This is a genomic window from Streptomyces sp. 147326 (assembly GCF_045000215.1).
GTDB lineage: Bacteria > Actinomycetota > Actinomycetes > Streptomycetales > Streptomycetaceae > Streptomyces.
In genome coordinates this window covers 6,753,080-6,773,229 of record NZ_CP134201.1, presented here as the reverse complement: position 1 = coordinate 6,773,229, position 20,150 = coordinate 6,753,080, and the positions used below count along the sequence as shown (strand labels likewise).

The 20,150-nt window shown below is 72.9% G+C and carries 20 protein-coding genes and 1 pseudogene; 6 read left to right on the top strand and 15 right to left on the bottom strand.

Going from position 1 to position 20,150, the window contains the following annotated elements; genetic code table 11:
* Positions 1-14 precede the first annotated feature (14 nt).
* From RIU97_RS31105 to RIU97_RS31085, 5 genes are all read right to left on the bottom strand, one after another.
* Positions 15-494 (bottom strand): hypothetical protein, encoded by a 480-nt coding sequence (locus RIU97_RS31105; protein WP_404960887.1) that lies wholly within the window; start codon positions 492-494, stop codon positions 15-17.
* 97 nt (positions 495-591) lie between these two features.
* Positions 592-1,479: a S1 family peptidase gene (locus RIU97_RS31100; RefSeq protein WP_404960886.1), complete on the bottom strand. Its 888-nt coding sequence runs from the start codon at positions 1,477-1,479 to the stop codon at positions 592-594.
* A 135-nt stretch (positions 1,480-1,614) separates the two neighbouring features.
* Positions 1,615-2,145, bottom strand: a complete 531-nt coding sequence (locus RIU97_RS31095) for a DUF1684 domain-containing protein (protein WP_404960885.1) — start codon at positions 2,143-2,145, stop codon at positions 1,615-1,617.
* Positions 2,139-2,477 carry a hypothetical protein gene (locus RIU97_RS31090; RefSeq protein ID WP_404960884.1) on the bottom strand — a complete coding sequence of 113 codons (339 nt, stop codon included), beginning with the start codon at positions 2,475-2,477 and terminating at the stop codon, positions 2,139-2,141. The genes RIU97_RS31095 and RIU97_RS31090 overlap by 7 nt, the downstream gene beginning before the upstream one ends.
* 77 nt (positions 2,478-2,554) lie before the next feature.
* Positions 2,555-3,856 carry a DUF5685 family protein gene (locus tag RIU97_RS31085; protein WP_404960883.1) on the bottom strand — a complete coding sequence of 434 codons (1,302 nt, stop codon included), beginning with the start codon at positions 3,854-3,856 and terminating at the stop codon, positions 2,555-2,557.
* A 285-nt stretch (positions 3,857-4,141) separates the two neighbouring features.
* Between RIU97_RS31085 and RIU97_RS31080 the strand changes: the two genes are divergently transcribed.
* Complete coding sequence (locus RIU97_RS31080; RefSeq protein ID WP_361760240.1) at positions 4,142-4,591, top strand: cell division protein SepF; 450 nt, start codon at positions 4,142-4,144, stop codon at positions 4,589-4,591.
* Positions 4,592-4,600: 9 nt separating this feature from the next.
* On the opposite strand, the gene RIU97_RS31075 is transcribed toward RIU97_RS31080, so the two are convergent.
* Positions 4,601-5,773 (bottom strand): acyl-CoA dehydrogenase family protein, encoded by a 1,173-nt coding sequence (locus tag RIU97_RS31075; RefSeq protein WP_404960882.1) that lies wholly within the window; start codon positions 5,771-5,773, stop codon positions 4,601-4,603.
* A gap of 202 nt (positions 5,774-5,975) precedes the next feature.
* Positions 5,976-7,616, bottom strand: coding sequence for an MFS transporter (locus tag RIU97_RS31070; protein WP_404960881.1), 1,641 nt, complete (start codon positions 7,614-7,616; stop codon positions 5,976-5,978).
* A gap of 282 nt (positions 7,617-7,898) precedes the next feature.
* Here RIU97_RS31070 and RIU97_RS31065 point away from each other — a divergent pair, with 282 nt between their 5' ends.
* Positions 7,899-9,020, top strand: coding sequence for a hypothetical protein (locus RIU97_RS31065; protein WP_404960880.1), 1,122 nt, complete (start codon positions 7,899-7,901; stop codon positions 9,018-9,020).
* Between the two features lie 239 nt (positions 9,021-9,259).
* Entirely contained in the window at positions 9,260-10,324 is a 1,065-nt protein-coding gene (locus tag RIU97_RS31060) for a phosphatase PAP2 family protein (RefSeq protein WP_404960879.1), read from the top strand.
* Between the two features lie 311 nt (positions 10,325-10,635).
* Here RIU97_RS31060 and RIU97_RS31055 read toward each other — a convergent pair.
* From RIU97_RS31055 to RIU97_RS31045, 3 genes and pseudogenes are all read right to left on the bottom strand, one after another.
* Positions 10,636-11,588: pseudogene (locus RIU97_RS31055) on the bottom strand (helix-turn-helix transcriptional regulator); the annotation flags it as partial.
* 66 nt (positions 11,589-11,654) lie between these two features.
* Positions 11,655-12,179: a hypothetical protein gene (locus RIU97_RS31050; RefSeq protein ID WP_404960878.1), complete on the bottom strand. Its 525-nt coding sequence runs from the start codon at positions 12,177-12,179 to the stop codon at positions 11,655-11,657.
* Positions 12,180-12,184: 5 nt separating this feature from the next.
* Positions 12,185-13,066, bottom strand: a complete 882-nt coding sequence (locus tag RIU97_RS31045) for a transglycosylase family protein (RefSeq protein ID WP_404960877.1) — start codon at positions 13,064-13,066, stop codon at positions 12,185-12,187.
* A 297-nt stretch (positions 13,067-13,363) separates the two neighbouring features.
* Here RIU97_RS31045 and RIU97_RS31040 point away from each other — a divergent pair, with 297 nt between their 5' ends.
* Positions 13,364-14,170: a hypothetical protein gene (locus RIU97_RS31040; protein ID WP_404960876.1), complete on the top strand. Its 807-nt coding sequence runs from the start codon at positions 13,364-13,366 to the stop codon at positions 14,168-14,170.
* 206 nt (positions 14,171-14,376) lie between these two features.
* Entirely contained in the window at positions 14,377-14,742 is a 366-nt protein-coding gene (locus RIU97_RS31035; protein ID WP_404960875.1) for a hypothetical protein, read from the top strand.
* Positions 14,743-14,779: 37 nt separating this feature from the next.
* Here the strand turns inward: RIU97_RS31035 and der are convergent, their stop codons facing one another.
* The 5 genes from der to RIU97_RS31010 all read right to left on the bottom strand — a co-directional run bounded on the left by der (position 14,780) and on the right by RIU97_RS31010 (position 19,611).
* Positions 14,780-16,243 (bottom strand): ribosome biogenesis GTPase Der, encoded by a 1,464-nt coding sequence (gene der, locus RIU97_RS31030; protein WP_361760294.1) that lies wholly within the window; start codon positions 16,241-16,243, stop codon positions 14,780-14,782.
* 75 nt (positions 16,244-16,318) lie between these two features.
* On the bottom strand, positions 16,319-17,008 hold the full coding sequence (locus RIU97_RS31025; RefSeq protein WP_404960874.1) for a lysophospholipid acyltransferase family protein: 690 nt from the start codon (positions 17,006-17,008) through the stop codon (positions 16,319-16,321).
* On the bottom strand, positions 16,963-17,670 hold the full coding sequence (gene cmk / locus RIU97_RS31020) for a (d)CMP kinase (RefSeq protein ID WP_404960873.1): 708 nt from the start codon (positions 17,668-17,670) through the stop codon (positions 16,963-16,965). Before cmk ends, RIU97_RS31025 begins: the two co-directional genes overlap by 46 nt.
* Positions 17,671-17,913: 243 nt before the next feature.
* Complete coding sequence (locus RIU97_RS31015; protein ID WP_404960872.1) at positions 17,914-19,002, bottom strand: prephenate dehydrogenase; 1,089 nt, start codon at positions 19,000-19,002, stop codon at positions 17,914-17,916.
* Between the two features lie 132 nt (positions 19,003-19,134).
* Positions 19,135-19,611 carry a YidB family protein gene (locus RIU97_RS31010; RefSeq protein WP_404960871.1) on the bottom strand — a complete coding sequence of 159 codons (477 nt, stop codon included), beginning with the start codon at positions 19,609-19,611 and terminating at the stop codon, positions 19,135-19,137.
* Positions 19,612-19,749: 138 nt separating this feature from the next.
* Here RIU97_RS31010 and RIU97_RS31005 point away from each other — a divergent pair, with 138 nt between their 5' ends.
* On the top strand, positions 19,750-20,091 hold the full coding sequence (locus tag RIU97_RS31005; protein ID WP_404960870.1) for a DUF952 domain-containing protein: 342 nt from the start codon (positions 19,750-19,752) through the stop codon (positions 20,089-20,091).
* Positions 20,092-20,150 lie beyond the last annotated feature (59 nt).

Below are 20,150 nucleotides of genomic sequence, written 5' to 3'. Positions count from 1 at the left end.
GTGGGGGGCGTGGCTCAGTCCCTGGCCACGCCCTCGCACCAGATGACGGTGACCGGCTTGCCGAGCGCCCGCGCGTAGGCGACGATCTCGCCGGTGCCGCCGTGCCCGCGGGCGGGCTGCCCGTCCCAGACGGCGACGAGGCGGTCGCAGGAGTCGGCGATGTAGGTGCCGGCGGCGTAGTAGGCCTCGTCCGTGGAGCGGGCGAAGTCCATCCGGATCTCCTGCGTGGCACGGCGCTTGAGCCGCCGGTAGCGGGCCAGGGCCTCGGCGCCCTCGAAGCCGTCCTCGTAGTCCCCGCTGGGGATCACCACGGTCAGTCCCGCGCCGCATTCGAGCGCGATGGCGGCGAACAGCTGGTCCGCCCCCTCGGCGAGACTGGAGAACGCCTCCAACGGCCCTTCGTGGCCGCCCAGTACGGCGCGCAGGCCGTTCTCCACATGGCCGAGCACCGCCTCCGGAATGGACCGGTGTCCGGTCACGCCGATTCGTTTCATGCAGAAACCTGCCTCCCCCGGCGGACACGCACCCCTGGACATCCTCCCAGAAGGCGGGAGGACGTCCAGGGGTGCGACGGGGGCGCGTGAGGCACCGTCAGTAGACGCTGACCCCGTAGGCGTTGAGGGCCTCCACCACGGGCTGGAAGAAGGTCGTGCCGCCCGAGGAGCAGTTCCCGCTGCCGCCGGAGGTGAGGCCGACGGCGCGGGTGCCCGAGTAGAGCGGGCCGCCGCTGTCGCCGGGCTCGGCGCAGACGTTGGTGCGGATCATGCCGTAGACGATGTCGCCGCCGCCGTAGTTCACGGTGGCGTTGAGGCCGGTGACCCGGCCGCTGTGGATGCCGGTGGTGGAGCCGCGACGGGTCACGGACATGTTGACCGTGGCGTTCACGGCGCTGGTGATGTCCTGGCTGCCGACGGTCCCCGGAGGTACCGGCGTGTTGCTCGCGTACTTGATCAGGCCGTAGTCGTTGGTCGGGAAGCTGGAGCCGGTGGTGGTGCCGAGCACGGTGGTGCGGGCGGAGTTGGTCCACCAGGTGCCCGCGCCGTCGGTGCAGTGACCGGCGGTCAGGGCGTAGTAGTTGGCGCCGCTGCGCACGTTGAAGCCGAGCGAGCAGCGCCAGCTGTTCGCGTAGATCGCGTCGCCGCCGGAGGCCAGTTTGGTGAGCTTGCCGGGGGTGCGCTCGATGCGCAGCGCGCCGGCGTCCGCTCCGGCCTCGCGCTTGATTCTGTCGATGGCGGCGGCGGAGACGGTGGAGTCGGCGGTGATCACGAGGGTTCCGGTGGCGGGGTCGGTGTGCCAGGCGGTGCCTCCGACGTTGGCGCGCAGCACGGATGCGCTGGCCGACGCGAGCCGGTCGGCGCTGAATCCGCCGCCGTCCTGGGGGTCCGCGCTCGCCGCGGTGGGGACGGCGAACGCTGCGGCGGCGGCCAGGCCGGTGGCCGCCGCGAGCAGCCTGGTACGGGTCATGCGCTTGATCCTCACTTCTCGTCCTCCTGGAGAGGGTCGGGGGCCCGGCGGATGTGGGGGTGCCTGAGCCCGTGAGGCGCAGCCGGGGGCACGGCGGGCGCATGAACTTTGGCCGTGCCCCTGACAAGCGCTGTCGGGAGTGTCCTGTCGTCAGATACCGGTCGCAAGAGCGGCTTTCAGCCTCCGCTCGCCCGCCGCCACCCCCGAAGGACAGCGTGTTCCCGGGCGGCGGAAACGGACGGATGAAGTGGTCCGCGAAAGCGCAGGGGGCAGCAGCGACCGGCTGAAGTCCACGGTGATCTCCCCGCCTGCGTCCGGTATGCCGGGCTTCAGGAAGCGGAAGTAGCCGGACCGCCCGGCGGTGGCATCGCCGAACACGGCCCAGAGGCTGCCGTCGTCCTCGTCCTCGTCCTCGTCCTCGTCCTCGTCGACGGCGACCTGGAGGGTGTGCTCGGCGCCCTGGAAGGGGAAGGTCGGCTCCCCGCCGGGGCCGAGTCCGCGGGCCCGGCCGTCTGCGGTCTCCACCTGGACCCTTCGGTCCCCGGGGTACGGCCGGAAACGCCCGCGCGGCACGAAGGCGGGGTCGTACGGGGTGGCCTCGACGCCGGCGAAGGCCCGGCGGGCCTCGGAGGCGGGGTCGAAGACGCGTACCGCCCGCTCCCCTTCGCGGCGGATCACCACGATCCGCACCTCCCCGGCGGAGAGCCGGGAGTGGGCGGCGGGGCCTGGTCGGCGGCGCGTACGGCGTCACCGGTGAAGGGCTCGCCGTCGAGGCGCAGGGCGTCTTCGGCGGTGGCGGTGAGCGCCACACCGCCGCCGGTCGTGCGCCAGAGCCCCGAGACGGCCGGAATTCGACCTTCCGGGTAGTCGGCGAGCCTGGGGGTCCCCCCGGACGGAGTCTGGGGGAGGGCGCCCGTCAGCACGAGGGGGCCGTAGGGGGCGGACACGGCAGCGGCCCTGCCCTCGCGCCAGGTCCGCCGGGCGGCCCGCGGATCGTCTGCGTCGTCGCTCATCCCGCTCACCCCTTCCACAGGGGTCCGGACGGGAATCCCCCCGTACGCCGTCCGGACCTGTCGAACCTGAAGGGGCCTCAGCAGTCGCAGCCGCAGCAGTCACAGCTGCAGCAGCCGTCGCCACCGCCGCCACCGCCCCCGCTCCCGCCGCTGGAGCCATGGGTGCCGTTGCAGCAGTCGCAGCAGTCACAGGCGTCGCACCACGGGTCCCGCTTCTTCCGGGACCACGGGCCCTCGTGCTCGGTGCAGCACATCTGGCAGGTGCAGAACAGCCCGAGGGCGACCGCGCAGCCGGCGAGCAGCCCGCGGCGGGGCCGCTGCGGCGGCGGGGCACCGCCGAATCCGCCCGGGCCCGTGGGCGGCATCCCGGGGCCGCCGGCTCCGCCGCCGTACGGTGCGCCGCCGTACGGAGCCCCGCCGTACGGGTTCTGGCCGTACGGGTTCCCGCCCTGGCCGCCGTACGGCTGGCCCCCGTAGGGGTTGCCGCCCTGCCCGGCGGAGGCGGTCGCCGTGTGGGCGCAGCTGCCGGTCCCGAAGGCCCGGTCCACCGAGGTGCGCAGCTCGTGCACGAGCAGCCGGTGGGCGAGCCCCGCGTCCGCGAACTCGACCTCGCCCAGCGCGAGCCTGATCCCGTGCAGGGCGTCGTCGCAGAGCCGGCGGGCCTCGGTGAGCGAGGTCCCGGTGGCGGTGAGCGGGTTCCAGGCGCCCGCCGCGGCGTCGGCGCCCTGGTCCTCCACCGCGTCCAGCAGGTGTGCGAGCCGCCCGAAGTACCGGCCCGCCTCGGCCAGCGCGGGGGCGTTGCCTGGCCGTCCGGCCAGCTGCGCGGTATGGGCGAAGGCGGCGGCCGTCGCGGTCTCCGTCGGCTCGGTCACCACGAGCACGGGCGTGCCGGGGCCCGCCAGCGTCTCGATGCCCGCCTGCCGGTCCACGGCGTCGACGAGCACCGCCGTGTCGAAGCCGAGCGAGGCCCCGGTGCGGGCACCGGCGCGGTCCCAGCCCCGGGCCACCTTGCGCGCGGCCGCGGCGATGGGTGCGCGGGCCAACAGGCCGTCCCGGTCCGCCACGTGGTCGCGCACCTTCGCGGAGGCGAGGACGAGCGAGACCGCGGCCGCGAGCCGCGCACCCTCGCCCCGGGCGACCGACGCGGTGCGCATCCCGCGCAGCGGGCAGGGCCCCGCGGTGCGGCGGGCGGCGGGCGCGGGCCCCGACTGAGCCTCCGTCAGAACGGAGACGAGCAAGCCGTCATAGTTCGTGACGATCCGGGCGAACTGACCGTGGTCTCCGCGAAGTGCCAGACACAGCCCGCACAGATGGGCCATCCACTCCGCCTTGAACCGCTCCCCCAGCCGGTGCGTGCAAGGTCTGACGATGCCGAACAAGCTGCTTCCCCCGTGTGTCGTACGCGTATCTGCCGGGCATCGTAGCGAGCCGCGTCCTTCACTCGAACGTCCCCATAGCTCACCCGCACGGCGGCAGTGGTCGTATTTTCACTCAGTCAGCAGTGGTAGCCACCAGGATCCTTGACCGTGCAACGGATGTTCTGCACCAGTACCGTCACGAAACCTCTGCGCGGCGGCTATCCACTTGGCGCGTTGTCAGCATCATGGACGAGCATAGGGGCAGCGGAGAGAAGACAGACTGACCGCGGTGAAAGGAGGCAGTCCATGGGTTCGGTGCGCAAGGCGAGTGCCTGGCTGGGTCTCGTGGAGGACAGCGACGACGAGCGCTACTACGACGACGACTACGCGGAGGCCGCCCAGGGTTCGGTGGCCGGCCCCGGTGAGCAGTGGGTCACCGACCCGCGGGTGAAGGTGGCCTCCGAGTCGGCCGTGGAGCACGGCCGCCGGATCGCGACGGTCACCCCGGACGGCTTCCGTGACGCGCGAGGCATCGGCGAGCTGTTCCGCGACGGTGTCCCGGTCATCGTGAACCTGTCCTCGATGGACCCGGGCGACGCGAAGCGCGTGGTCGACTTCGCTGCCGGCCTGACCTTCGGGCTGCGCGGTTCGATCGAGCGGGTGGCGACCAGGGTCTTCCTGCTGACCCCGGCCGACACCCAGATCGTGAGCGGCGAGTCCGGCGGCCGCTCGCGCGACTTCTTCAACCAGAGCTGAGCAGGGCCCTCACCGGAAGGCGTCGAGACCGGTGAGCGCCTTGCCCAGCACCAGCTGGTGCATCTCGACGGTGCCCTCGTAGGTGAGGACCGATTCGAGGTTCGTGGCGTGCCGCATGACGGGGTATTCGAGCGAGATCCCGTTGGCACCGAGGATGGTCCGCGCGGTACGGCAGATGTCGATGGCCTCGCGGACGTTGTTGAGCTTGCCGAAGCTGATCTGCTCCGGCCGCAGGGTGCCCGCGTCCATCCGCCGGCCCAGGTGGTGGGCGAGCAGGATGCCCTTGTGGAGTTCGAGGGCCATGTCCGCCAGTTTGGCCTGGGTGAGCTGGAAGCCGCCGATCGGCTTGCCGAACTGCTCCCGCGTCCTCGCGTAGTCGAGCGCCGCCTCGAAACTGGCGCGGGCCGCGCCCATGGACCCCCAGATGATCCCGTACCGCGCGTGGCTGAGACAGCCGAGCGGCCCCTTGAGCCCCTTCACCGACGGCAGCACGGCATCGGCGGGCAGCCTCACGTCGTCCATGACGAGTTCGCTGGTCACGCTGGCCCGCAGGGACCACTTGTGCTTGATCTCCGGCGCGGAGAACCCGGCGGTGTCCGTCGGGACGGCGAATCCGCGGATCCCCTCGTCGGTCTGCGCCCACACCACGGCCACGGCGGCCACCGACCCGTTGGTGATCCACATCTTGCGCCCGTTGAGCACCCAGTCCGTGCCGTCGCGCTTGGCGCAGGTGCGCATCGCGGCGGGGTCCGAGCCCACATCGGGCTCGGTCAGCCCGAAGCAGCCGATCAGCTCGCCGGCCGCCATCCCGGGCAGCCAGCGCTGCTTCTGCTCCTCGGAGCCGTACTTCCAGATCGCGTACATGGCCAGCGAGCCCTGGACGGAGACCAGCGAGCGGATACCGGAGTCGGCGGCCTCCAGCTCGAGACAGGCGAGGCCGTACTGCACGGCACTGGCCCCGGCGCACCCGTAGCCCTCGAGGGACATCCCGAGCGCCCCGATGGCCCCGAGCTCCCGGGCCAGCTCCCGGATCCCGGGCAGCTCACCGTCCTCGTACCACTGGGCGATGTTCGGCAGCACCCGGTCGGCGGCCCAACTCCGTACGGTGTCCCGGACGGCGAGGTCCTCGGGCCCGAGGAGCTCGTCGAGCCCGAGCGGATCATGGGGCAGGAACGCGGACACGGGGCCTCCCGGCGGCCTGAGTACAGAACCTAGCAACGCAAGTTTTTGCGCCCAGCCGACGCTAGCCACCCGGATCCCCGCCCGTCCACCCCCGCCTATTCAGTCCCGCCGCACGATCCAGCCCCGCCGGCGTTCGAGGCGCGGGGTCCGGGGCGGAGCCCCGATCTTTCAGCCCCGCCGGCGTTTGAGGCGCCGGCGGCGATCAGCCCGCGTGCTCGACCGACGCAGGAGCCACGCACGGCTCACCGCTCGCCTGCGCGGGCAACCGCACCGACTCGGCCGCACTCCCGCACTCCATGGCCCGCGGCAGCTTCAGCGCCATCACCGCCCCCGCGAACAACAGCCCCGCACTCACCAGCAGCGTCACGTGCAGCCCGTGCACGAACGAGTGCCGCGCCGCCGCGTACAGCGAGGCACCCGCCGGCCCCCCGAGGTGCGCGGCGATCTGATAGGCCTCGCCGAGAGAGTTCGCCGCGCCCGCCGCGTCCGCCTTCGAGACCCCCGGCACGCCCACGAGCCCCGGCCGGTACGCCGCGTTCATCACGCTGCCCAGCAGCGCGATGCCGATGCCCGCGCCCAGCTGGTACGAGGTCTCGCCGATCGAGGCCGCACCGCCCGCGGCGGCCGCCGGGGCCTCGCTCAGCATCGACTCGTACGCGGCGAAGAGCGTGGTCTGCAGTCCGAAGCCGAGCAGGATGAAGCCGACGGTCAGCAGCAGCGGCCGGTCGTGCTGGCCCATCAGCGTCAGCAGCAGCACGGCGAAGGCGGTCAGCAGGAAGCCCAGCGAGACCATCGTCCGCGGCCCGACCCGGCCCAGGGTGTACGAGCCGGTGGCGCCCGCGGCCATGGCGGCGAAGGTCAGCGGCAGCAGCCGCAGACCCGTCTCCAGCGGGCTGAGCTCCAGCACCAGCTGGAGGTACTGGACGGCGATCAGCTCCAGGCCGACGAGGGCCAGCATGGCGAGCACGATGCAGGCCACGGAGGCGGAGAAGGCCGCCCTGGAGAACATCCGCATGTCGATCAGCGGGTGCGTCCGCCGCTTCTGCCGCCGTACGAACAGCACGAGCAGCACCGCGCCGAGCAGCAGCGGGACCACGGCCTGCGCGTCCAGGAGGTGCCGTTCGGCGCCGAGCCGCTTGATGCCGAGCACCGAGCCGAGTACGCCGGCGGCGGCCATCAGCGCGCCGACCACGTCCCACGGCCCGTCCGCGGCGCCGCGCGATTCGGGCAGCAGCCAGCGTCCGAGCGGGAGGATCAGTGCCATCAGCGGGATGTTGATGAGGAAGACCGAGCCCCACCAGAAGTGCTGGACGAGGAAGCCGCCGAGCACCGGCCCGCTCGCGGCGCCGACCGCGGCGACGGCGGTCCAGATGCCGATGGCCAGGGCCCGCTCGCGCCGGTCGGGGAAGACCTGGCGCAGGATCGACAGGGTGGCGGGCATGATCATCGCGCCGCCGATGCCGAGCAGGGCGCGCGCGGCGATGAGGACCTGGGCGTTGTCGGCCAGGGCCGCTATCGCGGAGGCGACGCCGAAGAGTCCGTAGCCGAGGAGGAGGATGCGGCGGCGGCCGACCCGGTCACCGAGGGTGCCGAAGAGGATGAGCAGCGAGGCGCAGACGAGTGGATAGGCGTCGACGATCCAGAGGAGTTCGATCGGGCCGGGACGCAGGTCCTCGGTGACGGAGGGGACGGCGACGTGCAGGATGGTCGCGTCGAGTGCGACGAGGACCAGGCTGACGCAGAGAACGGCCAGGACGACCCAGCGGTTGGCTCCGCCGGAGGCCGCGCTGAGCCGCTGCCAGGGGGAAGGGGTCCTGGCCCCGGCCGCGTTCGTCCCCGACATGCATGTACCTCCCAGGTGATCCCTCGCGCTCGGCGGACCAGCGTCTTGTGGAGCCACGGGGGGTGGTGCGCTGTGCGGCGTCCAACGGGGTCCGGCATCGACACGCGAGTGAACGGTCAGCGTACGCGAGTTCGTCCGTCCGACACGTGGCCAAGCTCTCATCCCGGTGACGGCCCCGGTGTGGTGTGCGCCACTCGCCGGCCCCCCGATCCTCCCCCGCGTGCACGCGCACTCACGGCCCGTGGTCGCCGGACCCGGGCAGGGCCGGCGCCACCGATAATCATGCCCGTGGAAGATCTTGGATTTCGCCGGGCCGCGCCCGCGCTGGCCGTCTTCGCGGCGGTCCGGCTGCTGGGGCTGACCGTGCTGGCGGTGTGGGGCGCGGTGGCCGGCAGCAGCCCGCACACGCTGCTGTCGGCCCGCTGGGACTCGCTCTGGTACGCCCGCATCGCGGCCGAGGGGTACGGGTACGAGGTGGTCCTCCCGAACGGGGACGTCCACTCGAACCTGGCGTTCTTCCCGCTGCTGCCGTGGCTGGAACGGCTGGTGTCGGCCGCGACCGGACTGTCGTACGGCTCCGCGGGGCTGGTGGTGTCGGCGGTCGCGGGCCTCGCCGCGGCCTGGGGGATCTTCGCGGTGGCCGATCTGCTCCACGGCCGCCGGGCCGGGGTGTTCGCGGTCGGGGTCTGGGCGGCGCTGCCCGTCGGGATCGTGCAGTCGATGGCGTACAGCGAGTCGCTGTTCACGGCGCTGGCCGCCTGGGCCCTGTACGGGGCCCTGCGCGGCCGGTGGCTGACGGCGGGGCTGCTCGCGGCGGGTGCGGGGCTGACCCGACCGGTCGGTGCGGCGGTGGTCGCGGCGGTGTGGGTGGCGGCCGTTCTGGCCTGGCGTCGCGGTGAGCGGTCCTGGCGGATGGCGGCGGGCGCGCTGCTGGCTCCGCTGGGCGCGGCGGCGTACGTGCTGTGGGTCGGCGCGCGCACCGGGAGCGGGCTGCTCGGCTACCTGGACGTGCAGGGCGGCTGGGGCAACGGCTTCGACGGGGGCTGGGCCTTCGCCCGGTTCGTCGGCGCGAAGCTGGCCTCGGCCGCCTTCCCCGCCGGGGTGGGGCTGATCGCGGGGGTGGTGCTGGTGCTGTGGCTGTACGCGACGTGCGTGCGGCAGCGGCAGCCGGCGCCGCTGCTCGTGTACTGCGGAATCGTCGTGGCGCTGGCGCTGTGCGCTTCCGGGTACTTCGGTTCCAAGCCCCGGCTGCTGCTGCCGGCCTTCCCGCTGATGCTGCCGCCGGCGCTGGCGCTGGCGCTGGCCGGGTGGCGGACCCGGCGGGCCGCCCTGGTACTGGGCGCGGCGGCCCTGGTCTCGGCGCTCTACGGGGCGTTCTGGCTGAACGGGTCGGGGCCTCCCTAGAGCCCCCACATAACGGAATGAATCATTCCCATCCATCTTTCAGCAAAAGAAATGACCTGCGGCAATAAGGTTCGGGTAAGTGGCTGAAACAATTGCCGGGACAGTGGATCACCCCGGTTCCAACCACTGCCGAAATACCGCGAATTAAGCACCGCGTGAGACCAACTCCACATCACATGGTCATCACAAAGCCCGCGATTCGCCCGGGCCGACCAGCGGCGCGCGGTAACGTCGATTGAGTGCGTACCGACCAAATCCTGACCCGTCTGGAGCGGGTGTTCGCCCGGCTGGACCGGGAACCAGAGCGACCGGCTCATCTGCAAACCCCGCAGATGAGCCGGCACCGCGTCGTACTCCTGGGATCGACCCTCGTCTTCTATCTCGCAATCGTGGTGGCCGTACTGACCACTTCGTGGCTGGTCCGCCTGGACTGGCAGATCATGTTCTTCCGGCCCTACGAACAGTGGCCGCAGGTACACGCCTTCCTCGACTACCTCGTCGTGCTCGGCCAGCGCGGACCCACCGCGGTCATGGTCGCCGCCTGGCTCGGCTGGCGCTGCTGGCGCCAGCACACCCTCCGCCCGCTGATCACCCTCGGCGTGGCGCTGCTCCTGCTCAACGTCACCGTCGGGTCCGTCAAGCTCGGCCTCGGCCGGCTCGGCCCGCACTACGCCACGGAGATCGGATCCGCCGAACTCTTCGCGGGCGGCGATATATTTCCTTCCGGCCACACCGCCAACGCCGTCGTGACCTGGGGGATCCTGGCCTACCTGGCCTCCACCGTGGTCACCCGGCGGGTGCTGTCCGTGGTGTCCGCGGTCGTCTCGCTGAGCGTCGGCGCCACCACCGTGTACCTCGGCACGCACTGGGTCAGCGACGTTCTGCTCGGCTGGTCCGCGGGGCTGCTGATCCTGCTGGCCCTGCCCTGGTTCGAGCCGCTCATCGCCCGGAGCGAGGCCTACGTCTTCGAGCTGCGCGAGCTGCTGCGCCGCCGCGCCGAGACCGGACGGATGCCCGCTCCGGTCGTCTCCGCGCTCATCCCGCTGCTCTCCGCGGGCGGCAAGTGGCAGTTGCGGCGCGCCGACGGCCCCGTCGCCGAGGAGCCGGTCCCGGTCCCCGCCGCGACCGGTGCCGGCGCGGCGCACTCCCCGGCTCCCCGGCCCGCCGCGCACCCGGCCGTGGCCCGGCCGCACCTGATCCGCTCCGAGCGGACCCCGGTCACCCCGGCCGGCAGCCGCCGCCCGGCGCACGCCGAGCGGGCCGCCACCCGGGGGGCGGCCGCCCGCCCGATCGCCGGCGGCTGACGGACCATCGCGGGGCGGTACGCACCACCTCACCCCGCGACACGAAGGCGGGCCCGGTCTCACCGACCGGGCCCGCCTTCGCCGTTCGTCAGCGCCGCGCCCGGACGTTCGTCCGTCCCGGGTCACGCTTGTGTCACAGAATATCTACAGCCGCAAATTCTTTTGGGAACCGCGACACGCCCGGCGTGCAAGGACTTTGGAATTCCCGCCGAGCAGCCCGGAATTCGTCTCGGACATTGCCACGGCCCTCATGGACCAGACCAGCTGAATCCCCCTCAGGTCCGCCACATTTCCTTCACTTCTCCCGGCTCCACGGCCCTCCCCAGGAGATCCCGCGCGGCCCTGATCCGGTCCGTCAGCTCCGGTGGCTCGACCACTTCGAACTCACAGCCGAGCAGCATGATGTGAATCACCAGAACGTCCAGGTTCACCCCGCCGGTCCGCAGCAGACAGCTCTGCCCGTCGACCGGTTCCAGGACTCCGTCGCTCGGCCCGATGACCCGTCCCGCCTCCTGCGCCGAAACCTTCAGCCGCACCACCGCGCGGGCGGCGTACACCCGCTGCGACACGCCCTGGGAGACGTACGCGGCGAGGTCCTCGGCGGGCGGCGGACGCGGGGTGAACCGCGGTCCGTGCGGCGGTCTGGGCTCGATCCGGTCGGCGCGGAAGGTCCGCCACGCGTCCCGGTCCAGGTCCCAGGCGACCAGGTACCAGCGCCGCTCGGTGCAGACCAGCCGGTGCGGCTCGACGGTGCGGCGGCTGACGTTGCCCTCGTGGTCCCGGTAGCCGAAGCGCAGCCGCTCAGCGTCGCGGCAGACGGAGGCCAGCTCGGTCAGCACCGAGGCGTCCACGGTGGACCGCTCGGCCCCGCGCAGCATCGGCACGGTGAACTCGTTGAGCGCGGACACCCGGCGCCGCAGCCGCGAGGGCAGCACCTGCTCCAGCTTCGCGAGGGCGCGTACGGAGGCCTCCCCGATCCCCTCGACCCCGTTCCCCGCGGCGGTCCGCAGCCCGACGGCGACGGCCACGGCCTCGTCGTCGTCCAGCAGCAGCGGTGGCAGCTCGGCCCCCGCCCCCAGCTGGTAGCCGCCGCCGGTCCCGGGGCTGGCGTTCACCGGGTACCCCAGCTCCGCAACCGGTCCACGTCGCGCCGGACCGTGCGCGCGGTGACCCCGAGGCGCTCCGCGAGATCGGCCCCGGTCCATTCGCGGTGGGCCTGCAACAGGGACAGGAGGCGCAGCAGCCGTGCGGAGGTGTCGAGCATTCCCCGAGTCTGCCAGCGGAGTCCGACGGCGCGGAGCCGCGCGGGACCCGGCCGGGCGGCGGGGGTTCAGCAGGGGGGCGCCGGCGCGTCGTGGCCGCTGAGCGCGATCAGCCCGCACAGGCTCTTCAGCGACACCTTCCAGACCCCGTCGTCGAGCACCGCGACCCCCTTGCTGTCCTCCAGCGCCGGGATCCCGCTGACCAGCAGGTCGTACGTCACCTTGGCCTCGGTGGGCGAGGTGAAGGTGATGTCCGTGATCTCCACGGAGGTCTCGGGGGCGTTGCCGTCGGCCCCCAAGAGGCCCAGCAGCACGGCGAGCATCTCACCGTGCTGCAGCAGCTCGGCCTTCTCCTTGACGGATGTCTCCGGGTCAAAGAAGGTGGCCCAGTTCTTCTCGATCTGCGCCTTGGCGGCCTCGGGATCCGCCGGGCCGTCCACGGCCGGCACGGCGGGGGCCACGGCCGCCGGCGGGCCCGGTGCTCCCCGTTCGCCCGGCCCGGAGGCCGAGGACCATCCCGCGACGGCCGGTACGGCCAGCAGGACTGCGGCCGCCGCGCAGGCCGCGGCCCGAGGGTGTCTGCTCTGGACCATCTGACTCACCACCGGAGTCCGAGCGAGCCGTTCGGCTCGGTGCTTCCAGGGTCAGCGCCTTCAGGGCATCCCGCAACGCGCGAGCCGCGCCGTGCCGCGCCTCGCCGCGGCGGTGTGGTGCTCAGCCGCGGGCCGGAGCCTTGGCAGGCGGCGGCGCCGGCACGGCGGGGGGCCGAGGCGTCCGGCCCGACCACGGGCTCCGGCCTCGGCTTCGTTGCCGACTCCGGCTCCGGCTCCGGCTCCGGCTCCGGCCTCGGCTTCACCTCCGGCCTCGGCTGCGGCTGCGGCCTCGGGTCGGGGACCGCCAGGAGCATCCCCACCGCGATCGCCTCCGGTCGCGCCCCGATCAGCTGCCGGTTCGCCTCGTACAGCGCCCGCCACCCGCCCCGCACCCGGTGCTTGCGCGCGATCGTCACCAGCGTGTCCCCGGCCCGGACCGCGTGCATCCGCCCCGCCAGCCCGTACCGCTTCGAGCACACCGGCCACGCGTTCCACCCCTGCGTGCCGAGGAGGTCCTCCGCCACCCTGATCTGCTGTCCGCGGGTCGCCAGGTCGGCCCGCAGCGCGAAGGCCAGCCCTCCGTACTCCTCCCAGGTCGGCTGCCAGAACTGCAGCCCGCCGTAGAAGCCGTTGCCGGTGTTGACCGCCCACCGCCCACCGCTCTCGCAGTCGGCCACGCAGTCCCAGGGCCACTCCCCGCCCGGTCCGCAGTCCCCGGGCCCGCTGCCGATCACCCCCGGCGAGCCGGGGTGCGCCGCACCCGCCGGTCCGGGCGCGGGCGGTGGCGGAGCCGCGGCCGCCGGGCCGCAGGGAGGTACGAGCACCAGCACGGCGGCAGCGACGGCGACGCCGAAGGCGGCGGCCCGGCGGATCCGGAGGTTGGGCATCGGGTCACGCTACGCAGCCCCCTGCGGCCCCCTCCGGCCCGCCACGCGGCGGCTCACCGCCCCCACCCGGCTGGCCGACCCGCCACCCCTGCCCCAAACGGCCATACCCGGCCGTCAACTGAGCACAACCAGAAAAGAGTTGGCACGAAAACAACGCCCCAGTCGGACGGTTCACTCTTCCGGGGGCCAGGTTCGATTCCGTTCCCTCCAATGGCGTGACCCCGGCCGCCGCTCGTCCGTTGAGCCCGGCGAGCCGGGAGTCCCCCGGCCCCCGCACCTATGCCGAGGAGCCACCCCGTGCCGCGCATGCTCGACGTCAGTGATGAGGTACGTGCCGAGATCGGTGACGAAGAAGCCGACAGGCTGCTCGTCGGCGAGGACGCGCCGCGCAGTTACGACTGCACTTCCTGCCGCACCCCCGGCGACCCCGAGAACGACCGCACCAGCACGGTGCTGTTCGTCGGCGAGGAGACCGCCGTCCTCGCCTTCGCGCACGCCACCTGCATCCCCTCGCAGGTCGTCTCCGTCTCGGAGGAGCAGCTCCAGGGCGCCGTCCGCAGCATCACCGGCGACAGCCCGGCGCCCGGCGCCGACGGCAGCGCCCCGCAGAACGTGCCCGGCGGCCAGGCGGTCCTCGGCATCACCAGCGGCCTGATCCTGATCGGCGGCGAGCTGCACCCCGCCCTGGTCGTCGAGCCGACCGCGCCGATCGCCCGTCCCGGCAGCGACGGCCCCGGCGACGACTTCCTGCCGCTCCTCATCGAACAGGGCTTCATCCCGGTCACCGACACCGCCGAGCTCCCCACCGTCCTGGGCGGCTGGTCGGTCCTGCTCGCCGGCGGCCAGCTGCACGCCGTGCTGCAGCCGGGTTCCGAGGGCGGCGGCCAGGTCGCCTGGTGGCAGGCGCACCAGGCGCTGTCGGTCACCGACGGCTGGCGCACCGCCGTCCAGAAGACCCAGCGCGTGCTCATCTACGCCGCCCCGGTCGGCTCCATCGGCCAGCAGCCCCGTGAGGACCTGCTGCGCGACGCGCTGGACAAGGCCGCCGCCGCGGGCAAGCTCGTGGCCGCCGCAATGCCCCTGGCGGGTACGCCCGGCGCCTGATCCAGCCGGGACCGGAACGGCCGCCAGCCCCCGCCGAGGGGGCCCGGCGGCGTGCGCCGGGGGTGTGCGGTCCGTCCCGCACACCCCCGGCGATCTGCGTTTCCTCCCCCGTCACCCCGCATCCGCAAGCCGTCGGTTTCGTTGGCTGATACGTGCATTCATACGACTCCTCCCGCGCCCCGTCCTATCCGAGCGCCGTCCCCGCGATGCGCCCCGCACGCGACCGGGACAGCGCACCGGCCGTCTCGCACACCCCGATCTACGACACGCTGTACTCGGAGTACCTGCGTGCCTTCCGGGCACTGCCGGGCGACCGTACCGGCGAGGAGGACCTCGGGTTCACGGCCTTCTCCTACGGGAGCGCCTACACCGGCGGCGCCGGCTCGTACGGCAGCGGCTGGAACGGTTCCGTGTGGCAGCGGACGGACGACTGGCAGCCCGCGTACACCCCCCAGCCGCAGCCGGCGTACTCGTACGCGGGCAGCTCCGGATACGCCGGCGGGCGGCAGCACCAGACCGGGATGACGCACATCCCGGCGGCCCTGCCGCCCGCTCCGCGCCGGGGCTACTGACCCCGGACAGCGCTTGCGCGCACCGCTGCTCGCGCTGCTACTTCTTCTTCTTGTACTGGGCGCCGCGCTTCTCGCGCACCCGCACCGAGATGTGGATCGGGGTGCCCTCGAAACCGAACTCCTCGCGCAGACGGCGCTCGATGAAGCGCCGGTAGCCGTGCTCCAGGAAGCCGGAGGCGAAGAGGACGAACCGCGGCGGCTTGCTGCCCGCCTGGGTCCCGAACAGGATGCGGGGCTGCTTGCCGCCACGGATCGGGTGCGGGTGGGCGGCGACGACCTCACCGAGGAAGGCGTTCAGCCGGCCGGTGGGGACGCGCGTCTCCCAGCCCGCGAGGGCGGTCTCGATCGCCGGGACCAGCTTCTCCATGTGGCGGCCGGTGAGCGCCGAGACGTTCACCCGGGGCGCCCAGGCGACCTGCTGCATCTCGGTCTCGATCTCGCGCTCGAGGTAGTAGCGGCGCTCCTCGTCGAGCTCGTCCCACTTGTTGTACGCGATGACGATCGCGCGGCCGGCCTCGACGGCCATGGTGATGATGCGCTGGTCCTGAACGCTGATCGTCTCGGTGGTGTCGATCAGGATGACCGCCACCTCCGCCTTCTCGACGGCCGCGGCCGTGCGCAGGGAGGCGTAGTAGTCGGCGCCCTGCTGGAGGTGGACCTTCTTGCGGATGCCGGCGGTGTCGACGAACTTCCAGGTGATGCCACCGAGCTCGATCAGCTCGTCGACCGGGTCGCGGGTGGTGCCGGCCAGCTCGTTGACGACGACGCGGTCCTCCTTCGCCACCTTGTTCAGGAGCGAGGACTTGCCGACGTTCGGGCGGCCGATCAGCGCGATGCGGCGCGGGCCGCCGGGGGCGGCGCCGCCGAAGGTCTGCGCGGGGGCCTCGGGCAGGGCCTCCAGGACGGCGTCGAGCATGTCACCGGTGCCGCGGCCGTGCAGCGAGGAGACCGGGTGCGGCATGCCGAGGCCCAGCGACCACAGGGAGGCCGCGTCGGCTTCGCCGCTCTGGCCGTCGACCTTGTTGGCGCACAGGACGACGGGCTTGCCCGCCTTGCGCAGCAGGCGGACGACGGCCTCGTCGGTGTCGGTGGCGCCGACCTTGGAGTCGACGACGAAGACGACCGCGTCGGCGGCCTCGATGGCGTACTCGGCCTGGGCGGCGACGGAGGCGTCGATGCCGAGGACGTCCTGCTCCCAGCCGCCGGTGTCGACGACCTTGAAGCGCCGGCCGGCCCATTCGGCCTCGTACGTGACGCGGTCGCGGGTGACGCCGGGCTTGTCCTCGACGACCGCCTCGCGACGGCCGATGATCCGGTTCACCAGGGTCGACTTGCCGACGTTCGGGCGGCCTACGACGGCGAGGACGGGCAGCGGGCCGTGGCCCGCCTCCTCGATGGCGCCTTCGACCTCCTCGATGTCGAAGCCCTCTTCCGCGGCGAGCTCCATGAACTCCGCGTACTCGGCATCGCCAAGTGCTCCGTGGTCGTGCTGGTCGTTCATGAAGTCCGTTCCTCGTCGTTCGTGGTGGTCGGTGGCACCCGCGCAGCGCGGTTCCACTACTAGGTCAAGTCTCGCTCAGCGCCCGGTGAGGCGCTTGGCGTCGGCCAGGTGGGCGGTCAGCCGGTCCTGGATGCGTGTGGTGGCCTCGTCCAGCGCGGTACGGGTACGTCGGCCCGTGCCGTCGCCGGCGTCGAAGGCGGAGCCGAAGACGACGTCGACCCGGCTCTTGAAGGGCGGCAGCCCCGGGATCAGCTTTCCGCGGTTCTCGGTGCTGCCGAGGACGGCCACGGGCACGACGGGCGCTCCGCTGCGGACCGCGAAGTACGCGAGACCCGCGCGCAGCGAGGCGAAGTCCCCCTCGCCGCGGGTGCCCTCGGGGAAGATCCCCAGAGCCCCTCCGTTGTCGAGCACCTTCAGGGCGCGGCCTATCGCCGTCCGGTCGGTGCCGGTGCGGTCGACCTTGACCTGCCCGATCCCGTCGAGGAAGGGGCCGAGCGGGCCGACGTACGCTTCCTTCTTGATCAGGAAGTGCAGGGGCCGCGGCGCGGTGCCCATGACCATCGGGCCGTCTATGTTGTGCGAGTGGTTCACGGCGAGGATCACGGGACCGGAGACGGGCACCTTCCAGGCGCCCAGCACGCGCGGCTTCCACAGCCCGTACATGAGCCCGATGCCGATGCGCCTGCCGACCGCCGCACCCGTGAGGGAGGGCGATTCGCTCACTTGCGGCCCGCCCGCTTCTCTTCGACCAGGGTCACGACGCATTCGATCACCTGGTCGAGCGTGAGCTCGGTGGTGTCCACCTCGACGGCGTCGTCGGCCTTGGCCAGCGGGGAGGTCTTGCGGCCGGAGTCGGCCGCGTCGCGCTTGATCAGCGCCTGCTTGGTGGCCGCCAGGTCGGTGGCCTCCTTGCCGCGGAGCTCCCCGCTGCGCCGGGCGGCACGCGCCTCGGCGGAGGCGGTCAGGAAGATCTTGAGCTCGGCGTCGGGCAGGACGGTGGTGCCGATGTCCCGGCCCTCGACGACGATCCCGTCGGCCTCCAGGGCGGCCGCGGCGGCGATGGAGCGCTGCAGCTCGGTGATCAAGGTGCGCACCTCGGGGACGGCGCTGACGGCGCTGACCTTGGAGGTGACCTCCTGGGTCCGGATGGGCCCGGCGGCGTCCAGCCCGTCGACGGTGATCGTGGGGGCGCCCGGATCGGTGCCGGACACGATGGACGGCTTGCCGGCGGCGACCGCGACGGCCTGCGGGTCGTCGGTGTCGACACCGTTGGTGATCATCCACCAGGTGATGGCCCGGTACTGGGCACCGGTGTCCAGGTAGCGCAGCCCGAGCTTGGCGGCCACGGCCTTGGAGGTGCTGGACTTGCCCGTGCCGGAGGGACCGTCGATGGCGACGATCACGGCGGACGGAGCTGCGGTTTCCACGGTGCGGGCACCTTCCTGGTTGCGCGTACGTGTCCGGGCGCGGCAAAACGCCCCTCCCCAAGGTTACCGGCCCCCGACAGCTCCCGGCCCCGCCTTGTTCAGCCGGGGCAGAGCCCGGCCACGGCGCAGCGCTTTCCCGGCTTCACCGGCACCGTTCGGCCCCCGTCGGCGTTCGAGGCGCGGGGTCCCCCCGGACTCCGTGCGGGGGAGAGGGTCCGGGGCGGAGCCCCGGCACCGCACCCGCTACTGCTGCCGCAGCGCCCAGCCCCGTTCCCGCAGCTCGGCCGTCAGGCCGGCCACCGCCCGCGGCTCCACCATCAGCTGCACGAGCCCCGCCTGCTGCCCCGTCGCGTGCTCGATCCGCACGTCCTCGATGTTGACCCCGGCCCGCCCCGCATCGGCGAAGATCCGCGCCAGCTCCCCCGGCTGGTCGCTGATGAGCACGGCCACCGTCTCGTAGACCGTCGGCGCCGCGCCGTGCTTGCCCGGCACCCGCACGCGGCCCGCGTTCCCGCGCCGCAGCACGTCCTCGATGCCCGCCGCGCCGCCGCGCCGCTTCTCCACGTCGGCCGACTGGAGGCCCCGCAGCGCCTCCACAGTCTCCTCCAGGTCGGCCGCGATCCCGGCGAGGACGTCGGCCACCGGTCCCGGGTTGGCCGAAAGGATCTCGACCCACATCCGGGGGTCCGAGGCCGCGATCCGGGTCACGTCCCTTATGCCCTGCCCGCACAGCCGGACCGCCGTTTCGTCGGCCTCCTCCAGCCGGGCCGCGACCATGCTGGAGACCAGCTGCGGGGTGTGCGAGACGAGAGCGACCGCCCGGTCGTGCGCGTCCGCGTCCATCACCACGGGGACGGCCCGGCACAGGGCCACCAGTTCCAGCGCGAGGTTCAGCACCTCGTGTTCGGTGTCCCGGGTCGGGGTGAGCACCCACGGGCGGCCCTCGAAGAGGTCCGCGGTGGCGGCGAGCGGTCCCGACTGCTCCTTGCCCGCCATCGGGTGCGTCCCGATGTACGCGGTGAGGTCGACGCCGAGCGCCGCCAGCTCCCGCCGGGGCCCGCCCTTGACGCTGGCCACGTCCACGTACGCCCGCGCCGCCTTGCGGCCGATCAGGTCGGCCAGGGTCGCCGCCACGTGGGCCGGGGGTACGGCGACGATCGCGAGGTCGACCTGGCCCTGGGGCGCCTCGTCGGTGCCGGCCCCGAGGGCGGCCGCCGTGCGGGCCCGGTCCGGGTCGTGGTCGGCGAGGTGCACGGTGATCCCGCGCGCCGCCAGGGCGAGCGCCGCGGAGGTGCCGATCAGTCCGGTTCCGATGACGACGGCGGTTCTCACGGGCGCTCCAGGGTTGCGTACGGCACGGTGACGGGACTGCCCGGCCAGGGTAGCCAGAGCGGACGCACGAGGGCCCGGCGGTCCGTCCGGTAGGACGGCGGCCGGGCCCTGACGGGCTGTCGTCCGCGACGGTCAGAGCGCCTGCGCCTTGATGATGTCCTCCAGCGAGCCGGACGGGACCTGTCCCTGCGGCGTCAGCTTGTCGACCGCCTGCGGCAGGACCTGCGCGATCTGGTCGGCGGCCTGCTCCGGGGAGATGCCGGCCTGGTCGGCGGCCTGCTGCAGGGCCGCGTCCGGCAGCGCCTCCTTGATCTGGTCGGCGCTGACGGGCTTGTTCTCGCCGGTGCCGATCCAGGACTGCGCCTGGTCGGCGAGGCCGGACTTGGTCAGCATGTCCAGCAGGCCGCCGAGCGGATTGTTCGCACCGTTGCTGCCGGCCGCGTGGCCGCCAGCACCGTTGCTGCCGGCCGCCTGGCCGCCGCCGGCACCGCCGCCCATGAGCGCGCCGAGCAACGAGCCGAGGATGTTGGCCCCGCCGCCGCTCCCGCCCGGGCCACCGCCGCCCCCGAGGAGGCCGCCGAGAAGAGAGCCGAGGTCGTTACCCGCCATGGTCCTGCCTTTCGAAGAGGGACCGGGCCGCGCCGACAAGCGCCGTACCCGGCTTCGAGACACGGACAATGTCACCCATACCGCCTCATGGCGCCACCGGATGCACGGGCCCCCGGTCGCTGCGGTAGAACGATCGGCATGATCTTCCACATCGTCCCGCTCGCCGACTGGGCCGCCGCGCCCGGGCTCCCGTTCGCCCCGCCCTCGCTGGACTCGGAGGGTTTCGTGCACTGTTCGGCCGATCGCCCCACGGCGCTCGCGATCGCCGACGCGCACTACCGCGAGGTGCCGGGTACGTTGCTCGCGGTGGAGCTCGACGAGGACGCCCTGACCGCGGAGGTCCGCCGGGAGGGTGAATCGGGCGTCCGCTACCCACATGTTCACGGCCCGGTGAACCGGGAGGCCGTGATCCACGTGTGGGAGGTCGTACGCACACCTGGCAGTCCTGCCTCACTGGCCCCATGGGAACCGGGCCGGTGAAACGGCGCGGCAAGCTTCACCTGAGGCTCGCCGCAGGCCAGGATGCTGCACGCCCTTCC